This window comes from Cronobacter muytjensii ATCC 51329 (assembly GCF_001277195.1).
Lineage (GTDB): Bacteria > Pseudomonadota > Gammaproteobacteria > Enterobacterales > Enterobacteriaceae > Cronobacter > Cronobacter muytjensii.
In genome coordinates this window covers 1,235,053-1,250,680 of sequence record NZ_CP012268.1, presented here as the reverse complement: position 1 = coordinate 1,250,680, position 15,628 = coordinate 1,235,053, and the positions used below count along the sequence as shown (strand labels likewise).

Below are 15,628 nucleotides of genomic sequence, written 5' to 3'. Positions count from 1 at the left end.
TATATATATCCATACTGTGGAGTTTTCCATGTTTGTTGAACTGGTTTATGACAAACGCAATGTCGCAGGCTTGCCCGGCGCGCGCGACATTATTCTGGCCGAGCTGACCCGCCGCGTGCATCGCATCTTCCCGGATGCTGACGTGCGTGTTAAGCCCATGCAGACGAACGGGCTTAATTCCGACGCCAATAAAAACGATCGCGAAAAGCTGAACCGGATGCTGGAAGAGATGTTCGATGAAGCCGATATGTGGCTGGTGAACGAATAAGCGCAATAAAAAGCCCGCCCGCCGCGGGTTTTTTATCGCCTGGCGTCAGCGTGGCTCTGCCGTGCGTTGCGCCATTAACTGCTGATTATATCGGTACGCCAGACATATCAGCTGCTGGCTGACCACCCCCGCGCGATGGTGCCCCCAGCGCGCCACGCCGGGCTGAAGACGCAACCAGTCGGTAAACGCCATACAGGCCTGTAGCGAAACCGTCGGGATATCGCCTGGATCGTCCTCACCGGTCAGCATGCCGATCATCTTGCGCGTCGCGCCGTTCTCCCACTGCTGCCACAGATTATTCCACCAGCCGATCCGCCAGCTCCCGCGATGCACATACGCGCCGTCTGCCGCCCTCTCATTAAGCGTCTCTTCCACCACAAACCGCAGTTGCGTTTTACCGGCGCTCACCTGCGCAGCCCAGGCCGTGATCGCAGCACCCCGCAGCACACATTCGTGCGCCAGGCTGTGCGATAGCACCTCCGGAAACCGGCGTCGCAACCACTGAAAATGGCCATGAATGACGATAGCCGGGCGCAGCAGCGCGCCTGGATCGTTGCGGCATAGCGCGGCGTCGCCATAGCGGATGTCGTCAAACTGACGGCGGCGCATAAACTGCGCCTCCTGCTCCCTGACGCGTAGCGCGCCGCAGAGTCGCAGGGCTGGATGACCCGCGTCGCCGCCAGGATAACGCAGCGCCTCGTGCGGTTTCCATTCGCAGTAGCTGGAGGTGACTTGCAGCACCTGCCCGGTCACGATATCCGCGCTCAGCACCACATACAGCGGCTGCTGCGGATGTTCGCCCTGCATCGGCACGGTAAAGGTCTGCGTGGCGATATGCGCGGCGCGGTGCGCACGCTCCACCAGCTGCGCTTCGCACCAGGCCGCCGCCTGCGCCAGCGTGCGGTAGCAGGCGCGATCGCCTCCCGTTTCACCGCGCGCCAGCGCTGCAAGGCATGCCTGAATATGGCGCAGCGCTTTATCCCCCGGCTGCCAGGGCGTGAAGATTTTCCGGCACGCGCGACACTGTAACCGCTGGCGGCCGGTTTGCGTCGTGCCGTAGCGGATGGTCAGGGCGCTGGCGCAGTGCGGACACCCCGTCCCGCTCTGTTTTAATTTCTGCGCCAGAAAGCGCGAAAACCAGCCGTTAAACAGCGGCTCATTAAAAAGCGGCGGCAGGCTGCCGCAGCGGGCGCAGTGTAACGCCGGATATCCCAGCCGGTAGACTGGCTGCTGATAATCCATCGCGTCCGGCACGCCTAAATTCGGACATGCCCAGCTTTTACACACATTGAGCCTCACCAGCAATCCTGCTGCCATTTCCCTTACCCACTTATTTTGTCAGTTGCCGCATTCTGAAAAGCCCGGCGAAAACGGTTTGTGCGAGGTATCACAAAAGCCCCCAGGCGCGCGGAAAAAAATAGCCCGGCACGATGGCATCTCCCTTTCGTTATTAAGGAGCAATTATGATGAAACGAAATTTTTTAGCTTTTCTGATTGCGGCCGGGCTTTCATTACCGGCGCTGGCGCAGGACGTCACGGTGATTTATACCAACGATCTGCATGCGCATGTCGAGCCTTATAAAGTGCCGTGGATTGCGAATGGCCAGCGCGACGTCGGCGGCTTCGCGACAATATCCGCGCTGGTGAAACAGGAGAAAGCGCGCAATAAAGCCACCTTTTATTTTGATGCGGGCGACTATTTCACCGGGCCGTATATCAGCAGCCTGACGAAAGGCAAGGCGATCATAGATATTATGAATACGATGTCGCTTGACGCCGCCTCGGTCGGTAATCATGAATTCGATCATGGCTGGGATAATACGCTGCTGCAGTTAAGCCAGGCGCAATTTCCGGTATTGCTGGGCAATGTGTTTTATCAGAACAGCAAGATGCCCTTCTGGAATAAGCCCTATGTCATTCTGGAAAAAGAGGGCGTGAAAATCGGCGTTATTGGCTTACATGGCGTTTTCGCGTTTAACGACACCGTCTCGTCATCGATGCGCCAGGGCATTGAGGCGCGCGACGAGGTGAAATGGCTCCAGCACTATATCGACGAGCTGCGCGGCAAAGTGGACGTCACCGTCGCCCTGGTCCACGAAGGCGTGCCGGGCCGTCAGTCCAGCCTTGGCAATAAAGACGTTAAGCGGGCCCTGAATAAAGATATCCAGACCGCAAGCCAGGTGAAAGGGCTGGATCTCCTGATTACGGGCCACGCGCATACCGGTACGCCGGAGCCGATTAAAGTGGGCGACACGCTGATTATGTCCACCGACAGCGGCGGCGTGAATATCGGCAAACTGGTGATGGATGTTAAGCCCGGCCAGCACGGCTACAAGGTGAAACAGTTTGAACTTAAGACCCTGTATGCCGATGAATTTACGCCCGACCCGACGACGCAGCAGCGCATTGACGGCTGGAATAAAAAGCTCGCTGAAACGGTGCGCCAGCAGGTGGGCGAAACGCCGGTGGCGCTGACGCGCGCCTATGGCGAATCGTCGCCGCTCGGCAACCTCTTTGCCGACGCGATGATGGTCGCCGCACCTGACGCGCAACTGGCGCTTACCAACTCCGGCGGCCTGCGCGATGACATCGCCGCGGGCAAAATCACCTATGGCGATATCATCAGCGCCTTCCCTTTCCCCAACGAGCTGACGGTGATGGATCTGACAGGCAAGCAGTTGCGCAGCCTGATGGAGCATAGCGCGGGGCTGACCAACGGCGTATTGCAGACCTCAAAAGGCGTAATGATGCGTTATGACCCGGCGAAACCCGCAGGCCAGCGCGTCGTACAGTTCACCCTTAACGACAAACCGATCGCTGACGACGCGACCTACCGGGTGGCGACCAATAGCTTCCTGTCGCCCGGCGGCGATGGTTTTACCGATTTCAACGCCGGGAAAAATAAACAGGTACACGGCGGCTATAACCTCTCTGACGCGGTGATCGATTACCTCAAAAAAGGCAATACCATCGTCGCCGCGCAGGTGCAGGAGATGCGGGTGAGCAAAGCAACCCCCCAGGGATGAGTCACATCAGGCGCGGCGGTTCGCGCGCCTGATTTTTATCGTTAACAAAGGAGATGATTATGACGATAGTACATTTGCAAACAGAACTGGCCCCGGCCAATAACCAGCTGGCGGCGTATGTCAGTTTTCGCACCGATTCGCCCGTTACTTTTACCTATACCGTTGCGGCGCGCGCGGGCAGCCCTGGCAGTATTCCGTTTACCTACACCCTCGATCAATGGACGACTGGAAAGGACGGCATTATCAAAGTACCCGTAACAGGTCTGTATGCCCATTACGCAAATGAAGTTCGCCTTATTTTTACCGAACAAAACGGCAATATCGCCTATGACAATACGTTGATTATCAGCACAGAGGATCAGACTTATCGTGACGAGACGATATTTCACCTGGATATTGAGCAGACCGATCCGGCGCTTTTTTCCAGCGTCTGGGGCAACAGCTGGCTGATGACGACATTCTGCGACGGCTACGACCGCAACGGCGATTTGCGCTGCTATTATAAAGCGCCTTATCGCAACCAGATGCTGCGCACCCACGACGGCTATTTTTATATCGGCAGTGAGGAAGAGGAACACTGGTATGCCCGCCGTTTTTTTAAAATCGATATTCTGGGCAACCCGGTGCTGGAATTTACCCTGCGGGATGAAAACGGCAACGCCTATACCAACACGCACGATCTGGCGTGGGACACCGCCGGCAACCTTTACATGATTGGCAGCGACTTCCCGGACCGCTCAACCAACACGATGCGTCAGGACGCATGGATCCTGAAGTTCGACGATCGGACCGGTGAAATGCTCTGGCGGAAAAATTTCACTGCCGAGTTTGATAACACCAATATCCTGAATAACAGTGGCACCAACGATGTACATTTCAATTCGCTGTCGCATATACCTGCCAGCGAGCGCTTTAGCGAAGCCATTATTGTGCATTCACGCTCGGCAAGCCTGACGTTCGGTATTTCGCCGGATGATGGCCATATTTTATGGTCAGCGGATACCGGCAACTACAACCCGACGTTCGCGCAAACGTTGCCCGCACCGCGCCTGGATATCAGCACAATTACGGATCGCGATAATGGCGCGCACACGGTTTTCGTCACGCAAAATGCGTATTTCAGCGATAAAAGCGATATCAGTGCCGGGAAATTTGTCCTGTCGCTGTTTAATAACCGGTCCTGCGCGGATACGACCGGCAAGGCGGTCGTGCGCCCCATGAGCGAGGCCGCCACTGCAACCGCTTATCGCGCCCTGCCTGTGCAGGTGCTGTTTTACGCCGTCGATCTCGCGACCAGCACCGTTAAACAAGTGGGCGAGGCGCTCACCCTGCCGCAAACGCGGGTTCCGCAGATAAGCGATTTTATGGGTGCGGTTTTCGACTATGGCGACTACTACACGGTCTTTACGAACGCCGCGCGCTCATTCTTTATTATCGACCCGACCGGCCATGTCATCGCGACGATTTATGATGTGATCAGCGCGCTGCATGGTTATCCGGAATTCCCCGGCGAGTGTTATCGCGCGCGGTTATTCGCCAGCGATGAACTGCAATCGTTAATGACAACGGCGTTTGCGCTTGCCTGATCGTTTTTACGCAAAAAAACAGGCCCGCATGCGAGCCTGTTTTTGGTTTTACCCCGGCCAGTGCGCGGCTAGAGAATCGAGCGGAACGTGCCGCCCTCAACGCGCACCGCCGCGCCGTTAGAGGCCGCCCCCAGCGGGCTTGCCAGCAGCGCTACCATCGCCGCGATTTCATCGGCCTCAATCATGCGCGCGATAAGCGAGCTGGGGCGATACGTCGCGAAGAAATGCGCTTCAATCTGCGCGTCGGTCATGCCCGGCGCCGGGGCCGTCTGGCGCAGGTAATCCATAATCCCTTCCGAGCGGGTGGCGGATGGCAACACGCTGTTGACCGTCACGCCAGTGCCTTTCGTAAGCTCCGCCATGCCGCGTGATACCGCAAGCTGGGCCGATTTACTCATCCCGTAGTGGATCATGTCCGGCGGCGTAAAGGCCCCCACTTCGCTGGAGAGAAAAATGACGCGTCCCCAGTGGTGCTCAAGCATCCTCGGGAAATAGTGCCGCGAGAGCCGTACTCCGGACATGACATTGACGTCAAACATGCGCAGCCACGCCTCGTCATCAATTTGCGCAAACGGCGTCGCCTCGTAAAAGCCGAGATTATTAATCAGAATATCCGTCTGCGGCTGGTGGGCGGTAAGCGTGGCGACGCCCTCCACGGTGCTGACATCCGCCAGCACGCCGCTGACGCGCGCGGCGGGCGCATCGGCTTCAATCGCCGCCACCGCCGCGGCCAGTTTGTGGCTGTCGCGCCCGGTAATGGTCACCGCCGCGCCTTCCTGCGCCAGCCGCCGGGCGATGGCCAGGCCAATCCCCGCCGTCGCCGCCGTGACTATTGCCGTTTTGCCGTTCAGTTGCAGATCCATATGAATTCCTTAATGAGGTTCAACAGAAGCGGGTTTCAGTCGTGCCAGTAATTCCTGCGCCACGCCGGATGCCGACGCCGGGTTCTGGCCGGTAATCAGTTCACGATCCGTGACGACATGCGCGGTGAACGGCTCACTGTTGCTGCTAAATGCGCCGCCCGCCTGCTCCAGCGCGGTTTGCGGATAGAATTTCATCGCGCCGCCTTTGGGCAGCAGCCCTTTCGCTATCTCTTCTTCCGCATTGCTAATCACCGTCATGCGGTAACCCGCGTAGATCCAGCCGGGCTGGGCATTCGCGCGGCCCGTTTCAGCAAGCTTACGGGTAAAGGCCGGGGCGTCCGGCAGCGTGGAGAGCAGCGCGATGGGGCCGTGGCAGACCAGTGCCGTCGGTTTGCCTGCGGCATGAAACGCGGCCAGCGCGTCTCCCACCGCCGGGCTTGTCAGCAGATCCTGCATCGGGGCATGACCGCCCGGAATATAGATGGCGTCAAACTGTCCGTAGCCTTGTTGCGCGGCGCGCGCCAGGCTGATGACCGGCGAGGCGTCAGGTGAAGTGAGCTTCAGCGTGTTAAGCAGCGCGCGATGCGTGCGCCACGCGGTTTCATCGTTGTTGAAATACATTTTGTCATCAGAGGAGGTATCCAGCGTCGGCGCGCGGCCGTTCGGCGTCGCGAACGTGACCTGATGTCCGGCGTCCAGCAGGCGCTTGACCGGCTGCATCAGCTCGTTGAGGTAAAACCCTGTCGGGAAGACTTTGCCGTCTTTAAGATCCAGATGGTCGGCATCGGATAACACCACCAGCACGCTGGCGGCCTGGGCATGCAGCGCGGTGAGGCCAAGCGCGGCGGTGAGGACAAGGTGACGAAAAATTTTCATAAGGCGCTCCTGAGTAATAATCGTTGAGGCGCAGGCCGGGCTGCGGGATGGGCACACTGTAGTGTTTCCTCAAAAGTCGATAAACTACCGCCAGAGACAATCATTTGTTCTTCAGGAGACACAATGAGCCGACGCTTCGCCCACCTCAGCGATGTGGAGATATTCGTCACGATTATTGAGAAAGGGTCGATTACGGCGGCGGCGATCGCGCTGGCGACCACGGCTTCGGTGCTGAGCCGCGCGCTGACGCGGCTGGAGACGCGCCTCGGGGTGCAGCTGATGAGGCGCACCACGCGCCAGCTCAGCCTGACACAGGCCGGCCGCCATTACTATGAACAGGCGTGCAGCGCTTTCAGCGTATTTGAACGCGCCGAGCGCGATATCCAGGGGCGCGGCGCGGAAACTATCGGTCATATACGGCTCAGCGCGCCGACCACCTATGCGCATTACCGCCTCCCGGCGCTGTTGCAGCAGTTCGCCGCACAGTATCCGGGGGTAACCGTCGAGCTGAATATCACCAATCGCAATGTGGATCTGGTGGCTGAAGGGTATGACCTGGCGATCCGTCTGGGCACGCTGCCGGACAGCCGTCTGGTGGCGCGCAAGCTGGAGGACGCGCCGCTGTGTCTGGTCGCCGCCCCTGCGTATCTGCAACAGCACGGCGAGCCGCAGCATATAAGCGACCTTGCGCACCACCGCTGCCTGCCCTTTATCATGCCGAGCAGCGGACGTATCGCCAGCTGGAGCCTGAACGATAACGCTCAGCCTGTGGAGTGGACGCCCAAAGGCCAGATACAGGTTTCCGATGACATTCTGGGCGTGATATCTCTTGCCGCCAGCGGCGCGGGAATTTGTCAGACCTACGATTTTATCGCGCGGCCATTAATGGCAGGCGGTCTGCTGAGGGAGATCATGCGCCACACGCGCGGGCGCACGCGCCCCTTTTCGCTGATTTACGCGCCGCACAAAGGGCTCTCCTCCGCCTGCGAGGCGTTGATTCGGTTTATGCAGCAGGCGACGGGGTAAGCGCGCCGCCGTTACGCCAGCCGAACCGCGCGATTACGCCCGGTGCTTTTCGCCTGATAGAGCGCCTCGTCGGCGCCTTTAATAAGCGAGGTCAGGCACTCCATGCGCCCGTCCGCGACCATGCTGTAACAGCCCGCGCTGATCGTGACCACGCCTTCCGGCAGTTCGGTATCGGGATGCGGCAGCGCCTTTTCCCTGACCATCCTGACCACTTTTTCTGCGATGCGCAGCGCGTCGTCCGGCGAGGCGTCGGAGAGAATAATCGCGAACTCTTCGCCGCCGTAGCGGGCGACCAGATCGCCGTGGTTGAATGACGCCTGTTGCAGCACGCCGCCAATGCGGCGCAGGCAGGCGTCGCCCGCCACGTGTCCGCGGTTGTCGTTATAGCGTTTAAAGAAGTCCACATCGATGAGGATCAGCGAGACGGGGTGACCGGTGACCGCGGAGTCGGCCAGCGCCTGCTCAAGAAAAGCGTCGAAGCGTCGCCGGTTGGCAAGCCCCGTCAGGCCGTCGATCATCGCCATTGAATGCAGCGTCTGGTTGATTTTCACCAGCTCGTCACGCAGCGTGGCGAGTTCGTTGCGGTCGCGGATATTCACCCGCACCTGCCTGAAAAGCACAAATCCCATCAGGATAATGGCGGTCAACAGCGCGCCGTTGATCAGTAAATCCGGGATGCTGTTGCGCAGCCAGGTCGCACGCAGGTTGTTTTTATCGTAGCCGGCCACCACGACAATCGGGTAGCGCGTCGAGCGCGCAAAACCGTAAATCCGCACGACGTTATCCAGCGCCGACAGCCAGGTCGCGCTCCCCTGCCGCGCGCGCAGCAACACTTTGGTAAAGAGCGGGCTGGCGGAGAGGTCTTTATTCAGCACGCTTTCATCAAACGGGCGAATGTAGAGCGGTTTGCCATCCACCAGCAGCAGCGCGAGAATGTCAGTATTCGTGAGTTCAAAATAGCTGTAGAACTGGCGGAAATAGTCCATTTTTACCGTGGCCATCACGATGCCCGCAAAGCCGCCCGTGATGTCGTTAATGCGCAGGGATACCGGGATCACCAGCTCGCCGCTGATTTTACTGCGCACCACATGGCCGATATGCACGCCCATCCAGCTATGCTCTTTGTGATAGAGGAAATCGTCGCGCCCGGCAATATTTGCCTCAGCGGGTTCCAGCTCGTAGGAGCTGTTGCGCCACGCGCCCTGGGCATCATAAATAAACAGGCCATCAAGTTGCGGCAAGCGCCGCTCCAGCTCGGCAAGCGAGGCATTCAGCTCGGCGTCAGGCAGATAACCGTAGGCCAGATTGCGGCGGATCTCCTGCAAGGTCAGCTCCGCCTGAAGAAACGTGTCGTCGGCCTGGCGCACCTGCGAAAGCGATAAATTGATAGCCTTACTTTCGGTCTCGGCGACGGTGCGCTCCCAGGAGAGATAGAGTGTCACTGCATTGGCCGCGATGCTGCCTGCCAGCAGGATAAACAGGAAAAACGCCAGGCTGCGGCCCAGGGGAGTATCAAGCGCTAAAATGCGGATAAACTGCTTTTTGTCAGGCACGAATGCCACCTCCTGCGTATCCCGCCGCGTTTCATTAATGTGGCTGAAGTTTATCAGTAACTCCGCCAGGCCTTTATTCTCCGGCCCGGCGTGCACAAGCCTGCGAATTCCGGGGATTATCTATAGCGAATCATGCAGTAAGAATAGTACCGATAGCGCCAGAGAGGCACTTTTGAGCCGGCGTTATGCAAAACAATCAGCAGCGCGGGTGATGATTGGGCCTCTTACCGCCTGCTGTAAGTCTGACGCCAACAGCCTACTGACCGTTAAAGGGATGGATGCTTAATAATAGGTGACGGCCATCTTCGCGGAATAATGCTGTTCTTCCACCACGTTATTATTATGGATTTTCTTTGTGGTTATTGTGCATTCGACAGGCACTTTACGTGCGTCGTAAATGCAGGCCCCGTCACCAACAAGGGTATATTCCTCGCCGAACACCGTGGTCATACTGAAATCCAGCGGCTTATTTTTTTCATCCCGATAAGCGACTTCGGAATAGCTGGCGACCTTGCCATTGAGAAAGTACTGACTTCCGGCGAAGCTGCCGCCGTCGGTATAATGATAAACGGAGAGCGGTTGTCCGTTAGCCATTGTCCGCTCAATCAGCCCTGCGCTGTTGGTCTGAAAAGTTTTCATGCCGTAGTTATCGGTCATGCTGACGATATTACATTTCTCGTCAAAAACATATTTCACAGGGCTGTTATTGAGTGAGCCTGCCAGCGTATTCCCCTGACGCGTCAGTACGGCGTTGCCATATTCATTACTATCGGTACGTGAAAAAGTCTCGATACAGCCTTGCGGTGAAAGCGCCACCTTCACTGTATAATTATCCGTCTCACTATGGACGTCGGCAGACAGTGTTTTAACAGGCCCTCTGACGGGATTGAAATCATACATGACAGAGAAATTATATAATGCGGGGATATAGCTTTCAGCGGCCGGTGCGTTAAAAGCCAGAAAACCTGCCGTCAGCGCCAGCGCGCTTTTTATCAATGCCATGTTCAGTGCTTTCCTTGTCGCGAAAAGACAAAAATATCAGAATAGCCTTATCAGATCGAGTTCATGCAAAAAGCGTCAGCCGATAAATTTCTGTTCAGCAACTGCGCTTAAACGCGAGAGTAAACGCAAAGAAAGGTAAAAATAGCGCAGGCAAAAGACAGAGGCGCGTGCTGTTTTTAGCCGCGAATGGTCTCATTTTTTCTCAACGGGATGGTTATCACTGAAAGGCGAGGCGGTAACTGTTTGAATAGTGGCGGAGAGAGGGGGATTTGAACCCCCGGTAGAGTTGCCCCTACTCCGGTTTTCGAGACCGGTCCGTTCAGCCGCTCCGGCATCTCTCCGTACTTGAGGTTGCCATGATGCCAGGATCTTTGGCATTTTAACAGTCCCTGCCTCTTCGATTTTGTTCAAGTGACGAGTTTGCGAGCAATAAGATGATTAAGTGGCCCTGGAAAGCAAATGAAACCGCCGCGCTGCCCCCCATTCCCTGGGACGCGGCGCTCGCCATTCCTGTTCTGGCGGGCCTGAGCGACGATCAACAGCAGAAGCTGGTGCGCTTCGCCGGGCGCTTTTTACAGCAAAAACGGCTGGTTCCCTTGCAGGGCTTTGAGCTCGACGAGCTGAAAAGCGCCCGCATCGCCCTGCTCTTTTGCCTGCCGGTGCTGGAGCTCGGCTTCGAATGGCTCGATGGCTTCCACGAAGTGCTGATCTATCCCGCGCCGTTTGTGGTGGATGACGAATGGGAAGATGATATCGGCCTGGTGCACAGCCAGCGCGTGGTGCAGTCGGGCCAGAGCTGGCAGCAGGGGCCGATTATCCTCAACTGGCTCGATATTCAGGACTCGTTCGACGCCTCCGGCTTTAATCTCATTATTCATGAAGTGGCCCATAAGCTTGATATGCGCAACGGCGACCGGGCGAGCGGTATTCCGCTGATCCCGCTGCGTGAAGTGGCAGGCTGGGAGCACGATCTGCACGCCGCGATGGAAAATATTCAGGATGAGATAGATCTGGTAGGCGAAAGCGCCGCCAGCATCGACGCCTATGCCGCGACCGATCCGGCGGAGTGTTTCGCAGTACTCTCGGAATACTTCTTCAGCGCGCCGGCGCTCTTCGCGCCGCGCTTTCCATCGCTGTGGCAGCGCTTTTGCCATTTTTACGGTCAGGATCCGCTGCCGCGTCTGCGCCAGAATGACATCATGACGCTTACCGAGGATCGTCAGGTACATTAAAACCGCAAACTGACGCAGAATTAAGCATTTGAATCCATAGCGTAATTTTTTGCGTTGACACCGATACGGGGCATGATTATTATGCGCCCCGTTCACACGATTCCTCTGTAGTTCAGTCGGTAGAACGGCGGACTGTTAATCCGTATGTCACTGGTTCGAGTCCAGTCAGAGGAGCCAAATTCAAAAAAGCCCGCTTTTTAGCGGGCTTTTTGCTTTTCTGCATCCGTTATTTGTGCCCCTTCCCACCGCATAATCCTCTGCGCATCCCGTCTCCCTGAGTCAAATTGCCCTTTCCCGCCATCTGCGGCGCAAAAGAGTTTTCACCTGGCGGCTGTCGCTGTAGTCTCTGTAACGACTTTTGCTGCGACCCATGTGAGTAACCTTTTCCCTGGTTTAATAACAATAAAAATACAGAATGTTGATGAATGGACAGGACAACGATGGACTCCACGCTCATTACTCCCCGCCCCGATGAAGAGGCGCCCGCATTCAACCGCGCCCGCCGCGCCGCCTGGGGCAGTTTCGCCGGCGCGGTCGTAGACTGGTTTGATTTCTTGCTTTATGGCATCACCGCGGCGCTGGTGTTTAACAGCGAGTTTTTCCCGCAAATCTCTCCGGCGATGGGCACGCTTGCCGCCTTCGCCACTTTCGGCGTCGGCTTTTTATTCCGTCCGCTCGGCGGGATTGTCTTTGGGCATTTCGGCGACCGCCTGGGCCGCAAGCGGATGCTGATGATGACCGTCTGGCTGATGGGCATCGCCACCGCCTGTATCGGCATTCTGCCTTCGTTCGCCACGATCGGCTGGTGGGCACCCGCGCTGCTGGTGACGCTGCGCGCCATTCAGGGCTTCGCGGTGGGCGGCGAATGGGGCGGCGCGGCGCTGCTTGCGGTCGAAAGCGCGCCCGCCGGGAAAAAGGCGTTTTACAGCAGCGGTATTCAGGTGGGTTATGGCGTCGGGCTGTTGCTCTCAACAGGTCTGGTGTCACTTATCAGCACGCTCACCACCGACGAGCAGTTCCTGAGCTGGGGCTGGCGTCTGCCGTTCCTGTTCAGCATCGTGCTGGTGCTGGGCGCGCTGTGGGTACGTAACGGCATGGAAGAGTCTGCCGAGTTCGAACGCGCGCAGGCCGCCCTGCCTGCGCAGACGAAAAACCGGCTGCCGGTATTTGAGGCGCTGCTCCGTCATCCGGGCGCGTTCCTGAAAATCATCGCCCTGCGGCTGTGCGAACTGCTGACCATGTACATCGTCACCGCGTTCGCGCTGAACTATTCGACGCAGAATCTCGGTCTGCCGCGCGAGCTGTTTCTCAATATCGGACTGCTGGTGGGCGGCATAAGCTGCCTGACTATTCCACTGTTCGCCTGGATGGCGGATCGCTATGGCCGCCGGCGCATTTACATTACCGGCGCGCTACTTGGCGCGCTGAGCGCGTTCCCCTTCTTCATGGCGCTGGAGGCCCGTTCTGTCTTCGGCGTGGTGATTTTCTCGCTGATGCTGGCGAATATCGCCCACGACATGGTGGTCTGCGTGCAGCAACCGATGTTTACCGAGATGTTTGGCGCAGGGTATCGCTACAGCGGCGCGGGGGTCGGCTATCAGGTGGCAAGCGTGATAGGCGGCGGCTTTACGCCGTTTATCGCCGCCGCGCTGCTGACGTTTTCCGGCGGCGCGTGGCATACGGTAGCTATCTACCTGATGGTGGGCTGCCTGCTCTCGGCGCTGACGGCGCTGTTTATCAAAGCCCCACCGCCGCGTTAAGCGAATCTTCCCGCCAGCCGCTTGCTGGCGGGACGTTTCCGTTAAATCTGGTAATCAATCACTATCTCGCCTGCAGGCTCCAGCGCCTGCTGCTTGATCTCATCAAGCGACAGGCCGTTGTTGCAAAGCTCAATAAACCGCCAGACGTAATTGCGCTGGAGTTGTCCGCGCTTGAGGCCGAGCCAGACGGTGTTGGCGTCGAAAAGATGCCGCGTATCGAGGCGCGTCAGCGTGCTCTCTTCGCGGGTTTCGCTCGCCTGCTCCGCCACCAGGCCGATCCCCAGCCCTAGTTCCACGTAGGTTTTGATGACGTCGGAATCCTGCGCGCTCAGCACGATATCGGGCGTCAGTCCCTTACGGCTAAAAGCTTCGTCGATGCGCGAACGGCCAGTGATGCCCTGCCGGTAGGTGATAAGCGGCCAGCGGCTGATCTCCTCAAGCGTTAGCGGGTTTGCCTGTGTAAGTGGGTGATCTTTTGGCACCAACAGACTGTGATGCCAGCGAAACCACGGATACGCCACCAGCCCAGGATCGGCGCTGAGACGTTCGCTGGCGATGCCGATATCCGCCGTGCCGTTTTGCAGCAGGGATTCAATCTCCTGCGGCGTTCCCTGAATAAGCTCCAGACGTACGTCAGGAAACAGCGACCGAAAGGTTTTGATCACGGAAGGCAGGCTGTAACGGGCCTGCGTATGCGTCGTGGCGATAGTCAGCACGCCGCTGGCGTCGTTGGTAAAGAGATCGGCGAGGCGGCGCACATTGCTGGCCTCGTTAAGGATACGCTCGGCAATCGTCAGCAGCGCTTTGCCAGGCTCAGTCATGCCCAGCAGCCGTTTGCCGCGTCGAATGAAAATTTCGATGCCCAGCTCTTCTTCGAGTTCGCGAATGTGCCGGCTGACGCCGGACTGCGAGGTATACAACATGTTGGCCACTTCGGTGAGATTAAAATCCCGCCTTGCGGCCTCGCGAATAATTTTAAGTTGCTGGAAATTCACAGCGCCCCCAGGAGACAGTCAACATGACGCTATTGTTAAAGTCCCCCGGCGGGCATCACAAATAATAAAAAGCGGTTTGTTATTCCACGGTGGAATATCGCTTAGCCCACCAGCATCAGCTCGCGGTTCTCCAGCGCCGGGCGCGCCACCAGCGACAGCAGAATATCTTTCACCGCCTGCGCCTGGGGCGTTAACGGCAGACGCGAAGAGACATTGAGCGACAGCGGCAGCGTCATCGACGGGCTGGTAATACGCGCGAGCCAGCCGTTTGCCGAACTGGCAAGCGAGCGTGCGGCAGATTCCGGCAGTACCGTCACGCCCATCCCGCTCGCGATAGCGGCGCTGAGCGTCGAGACGGATTCGATTTCGCCGATGATTTTCGCCGTCAGGCGACGCAGCGAAAACGCCTCGTCCACGCGCTTACGCACGGCGCTGTAGTCACGCGGCAGGAAGAGATTCATCTGGGCGACGCTCGCCAGATCCACGCTCTGCCCGGGGCAATCGCGGGTACCGACCAGGAACAGATCTTCTTTAATCAGCGCCTGGCTGGTCAGCCCGGCCACCGGCGCGCGGTCATAGAGCACCGCCATGTCGAGCTGACCGCTCAGCAGTTTGTCATTGAGCGTCGCACCGCTGTCTTCATGAAGGTAGACCAGCACATCCGGCAACTCCGCGCGCACAGCCTGGAGCAGCGGCATGGTGACGGAAGACGCCGCGGTGCCGGGCGCGAGGCCAATCGACACCTGGCCCTGCAAGGTCTGGCCGACGTTATTAACGGCGAGCTGCGCCTGTTCGCACTGGCGTAAAATGGTGCGGGCATGGGCATAAAGGATCTTCCCGGCTTCCGTTGGCGTCACGCCCCGTTTGGTGCGGATCAACAGTTGCTGATCCATCTCCCCTTCGAGCGTCGCGACCTGCTGGCTTAACGCGGGCTGCGCGATGTGCAGCACTTCGGCCGCCTGGGTCAGGCTACCGATATCGACGATTTTTACGAAGTATTTCAGTCGTCTTAAGTTCATTTTGCCTCCTGTACGGAATGCCAGAGCCAATGCCGGCAATGATGTCGTAACAGGTTTTGCAAGATGCTTGCCAGTTTTTGCAAAGCGCGCGCGGCTTATATAAGCGCTTAAATTATAAGAGAAAGCGATAACTTATCGCTTTCGGCGGTTGAAACACTGTTTTGCTTATGCCCCATTAGAGGTATTCCCGCACCATCATGGTGCAACCTCTGCACGCACACGCATTTTGATGGTTTTCTCGGCAAACGAATTTTCTGGCGCGTTCAGGGCTTTACAACGCCAGGCGACCCCGGTACTATGCGCCCCGTTCACACGATTCCTCTGTAGTTCAGTCGGTAGAACGGCGGACTGTTAATCCGTATGTCACTGGTTCGAGTCCAGTCAGAGGAGCCAAATTCAAAAAAGCCCGCTTTTTAGCGGGC

General features: G+C 57.8%; 13 protein-coding genes and 3 tRNA genes. 8 read left to right on the top strand and 8 right to left on the bottom strand.

Features of this window, described 5'->3' with window-relative positions; translation table 11 throughout:
• Window positions 1–28 precede the first annotated feature (28 nt).
• A complete protein-coding gene (locus AFK63_RS05725; protein WP_038862092.1) occupies window positions 29–268 on the top strand; it encodes a DinI family protein in 240 nt (79 codons plus the stop codon).
• 45 nt (window positions 269–313) lie between these two features.
• Here AFK63_RS05725 and AFK63_RS05720 read toward each other — a convergent pair whose 3' ends face one another.
• On the bottom strand, window positions 314–1,585 hold the full coding sequence (locus AFK63_RS05720) for an IS1/IS1595 family N-terminal zinc-binding domain-containing protein (RefSeq protein ID WP_144420890.1): 1,272 nt from the start codon (window positions 1,583–1,585) through the stop codon (window positions 314–316).
• Between the two features lie 149 nt (window positions 1,586–1,734).
• On the opposite strand from AFK63_RS05720, the gene AFK63_RS05715 reads away from it, so the two are divergent.
• Both AFK63_RS05715 and AFK63_RS05710 read left to right on the top strand, forming a co-directional pair.
• Window positions 1,735–3,294, top strand: a complete 1,560-nt coding sequence (locus AFK63_RS05715; protein ID WP_038862352.1) for a bifunctional metallophosphatase/5'-nucleotidase — start codon at window positions 1,735–1,737, stop codon at window positions 3,292–3,294.
• Window positions 3,295–3,353: 59 nt separating this feature from the next.
• A complete protein-coding gene (locus tag AFK63_RS05710) occupies window positions 3,354–4,880 on the top strand; it encodes an aryl-sulfate sulfotransferase (protein ID WP_038862084.1) in 1,527 nt (508 codons plus the stop codon).
• Window positions 4,881–4,948: 68 nt separating this feature from the next.
• Here the strand turns inward: AFK63_RS05710 and AFK63_RS05705 are convergent, their stop codons facing one another.
• Window positions 4,949–5,743 carry an SDR family NAD(P)-dependent oxidoreductase gene (locus AFK63_RS05705; RefSeq protein ID WP_038862082.1) on the bottom strand — a complete coding sequence of 265 codons (795 nt, stop codon included), beginning with the start codon at window positions 5,741–5,743 and terminating at the stop codon, window positions 4,949–4,951.
• Between the two features lie 9 nt (window positions 5,744–5,752).
• A complete protein-coding gene (locus AFK63_RS05700) occupies window positions 5,753–6,619 on the bottom strand; it encodes a type 1 glutamine amidotransferase domain-containing protein (RefSeq protein ID WP_038862080.1) in 867 nt (288 codons plus the stop codon).
• A 123-nt stretch (window positions 6,620–6,742) separates the two neighbouring features.
• Here AFK63_RS05700 and AFK63_RS05695 point away from each other — a divergent pair, with 123 nt between their 5' ends.
• Complete coding sequence (locus AFK63_RS05695; protein ID WP_038862078.1) at window positions 6,743–7,645, top strand: LysR family transcriptional regulator; 903 nt, start codon at window positions 6,743–6,745, stop codon at window positions 7,643–7,645.
• Window positions 7,646–7,656: 11 nt separating this feature from the next.
• Here the strand turns inward: AFK63_RS05695 and AFK63_RS05690 are convergent, their stop codons facing one another.
• The 3 genes from AFK63_RS05690 to AFK63_RS05680 all read right to left on the bottom strand — a co-directional run bounded on the left by AFK63_RS05690 (window position 7,657) and on the right by AFK63_RS05680 (window position 10,541).
• Entirely contained in the window at window positions 7,657–9,198 is a 1,542-nt protein-coding gene (locus AFK63_RS05690; protein WP_038862351.1) for a GGDEF domain-containing protein, read from the bottom strand.
• 282 nt (window positions 9,199–9,480) lie between these two features.
• Window positions 9,481–10,200: a YnfC family lipoprotein gene (locus AFK63_RS05685; protein ID WP_038862071.1), complete on the bottom strand. Its 720-nt coding sequence runs from the start codon at window positions 10,198–10,200 to the stop codon at window positions 9,481–9,483.
• Window positions 10,201–10,451: 251 nt separating this feature from the next.
• A tRNA-Ser gene (locus AFK63_RS05680) sits at window positions 10,452–10,541 on the bottom strand.
• 93 nt (window positions 10,542–10,634) lie between these two features.
• On the opposite strand from AFK63_RS05680, the gene mtfA reads away from it, so the two are divergent.
• The 3 genes from mtfA to shiA all read left to right on the top strand — a co-directional run bounded on the left by mtfA (window position 10,635) and on the right by shiA (window position 13,192).
• Window positions 10,635–11,432, top strand: coding sequence for a DgsA anti-repressor MtfA (mtfA, locus tag AFK63_RS05675; protein ID WP_038862069.1), 798 nt, complete (start codon window positions 10,635–10,637; stop codon window positions 11,430–11,432).
• Between the two features lie 101 nt (window positions 11,433–11,533).
• Window positions 11,534–11,609 (top strand) — tRNA-Asn (locus AFK63_RS05670).
• Between the two features lie 263 nt (window positions 11,610–11,872).
• Window positions 11,873–13,192: a shikimate transporter gene (gene shiA / locus AFK63_RS05665; protein ID WP_038862067.1), complete on the top strand. Its 1,320-nt coding sequence runs from the start codon at window positions 11,873–11,875 to the stop codon at window positions 13,190–13,192.
• A 41-nt stretch (window positions 13,193–13,233) separates the two neighbouring features.
• Here the strand turns inward: shiA and cbl are convergent, their stop codons facing one another.
• Window positions 13,234–14,187, bottom strand: a complete 954-nt coding sequence (gene cbl, locus AFK63_RS05660) for an HTH-type transcriptional regulator Cbl (RefSeq protein ID WP_038862066.1) — start codon at window positions 14,185–14,187, stop codon at window positions 13,234–13,236.
• A gap of 101 nt (window positions 14,188–14,288) precedes the next feature.
• Entirely contained in the window at window positions 14,289–15,206 is a 918-nt protein-coding gene (gene nac, locus AFK63_RS05655; protein ID WP_038862064.1) for a nitrogen assimilation transcriptional regulator NAC, read from the bottom strand.
• A gap of 317 nt (window positions 15,207–15,523) precedes the next feature.
• On the opposite strand from nac, the gene AFK63_RS05650 reads away from it, so the two are divergent.
• A tRNA-Asn gene (locus tag AFK63_RS05650) sits at window positions 15,524–15,599 on the top strand.
• The last annotated feature ends 29 nt before the right edge of the window (window positions 15,600–15,628 follow it).

Bases quoted from the DNA above. Each gene is read 5' to 3' on its own strand.
- AFK63_RS05725 (WP_038862092.1), top strand. From the start codon at position 29: ATGTTTGTTGAACTGGTTTATGACAAACGCAATGTCGCAGGCTTGCCC.
- AFK63_RS05720 (WP_144420890.1), bottom strand. From the start codon at position 1,585: ATGGCAGCAGGATTGCTGGTGAGGCTCAATGTGTGTAAAAGCTGGGCA.
- AFK63_RS05715 (WP_038862352.1), top strand. From the start codon at position 1,735: ATGAAACGAAATTTTTTAGCTTTTCTGATTGCGGCCGGGCTTTCATTA.
- AFK63_RS05710 (WP_038862084.1), top strand. From the start codon at position 3,354: ATGACGATAGTACATTTGCAAACAGAACTGGCCCCGGCCAATAACCAG.
- AFK63_RS05705 (WP_038862082.1), bottom strand. From the start codon at position 5,743: ATGGATCTGCAACTGAACGGCAAAACGGCAATAGTCACGGCGGCGACG.
- AFK63_RS05700 (WP_038862080.1), bottom strand. From the start codon at position 6,619: ATGAAAATTTTTCGTCACCTTGTCCTCACCGCCGCGCTTGGCCTCACC.
- AFK63_RS05695 (WP_038862078.1), top strand. From the start codon at position 6,743: ATGAGCCGACGCTTCGCCCACCTCAGCGATGTGGAGATATTCGTCACG.
- AFK63_RS05685 (WP_038862071.1), bottom strand. From the start codon at position 10,200: ATGGCATTGATAAAAAGCGCGCTGGCGCTGACGGCAGGTTTTCTGGCT.
- mtfA (WP_038862069.1), top strand. From the start codon at position 10,635: ATGATTAAGTGGCCCTGGAAAGCAAATGAAACCGCCGCGCTGCCCCCC.
- shiA (WP_038862067.1), top strand. From the start codon at position 11,873: ATGGACTCCACGCTCATTACTCCCCGCCCCGATGAAGAGGCGCCCGCA.
- nac (WP_038862064.1), bottom strand. From the start codon at position 15,206: ATGAACTTAAGACGACTGAAATACTTCGTAAAAATCGTCGATATCGGT.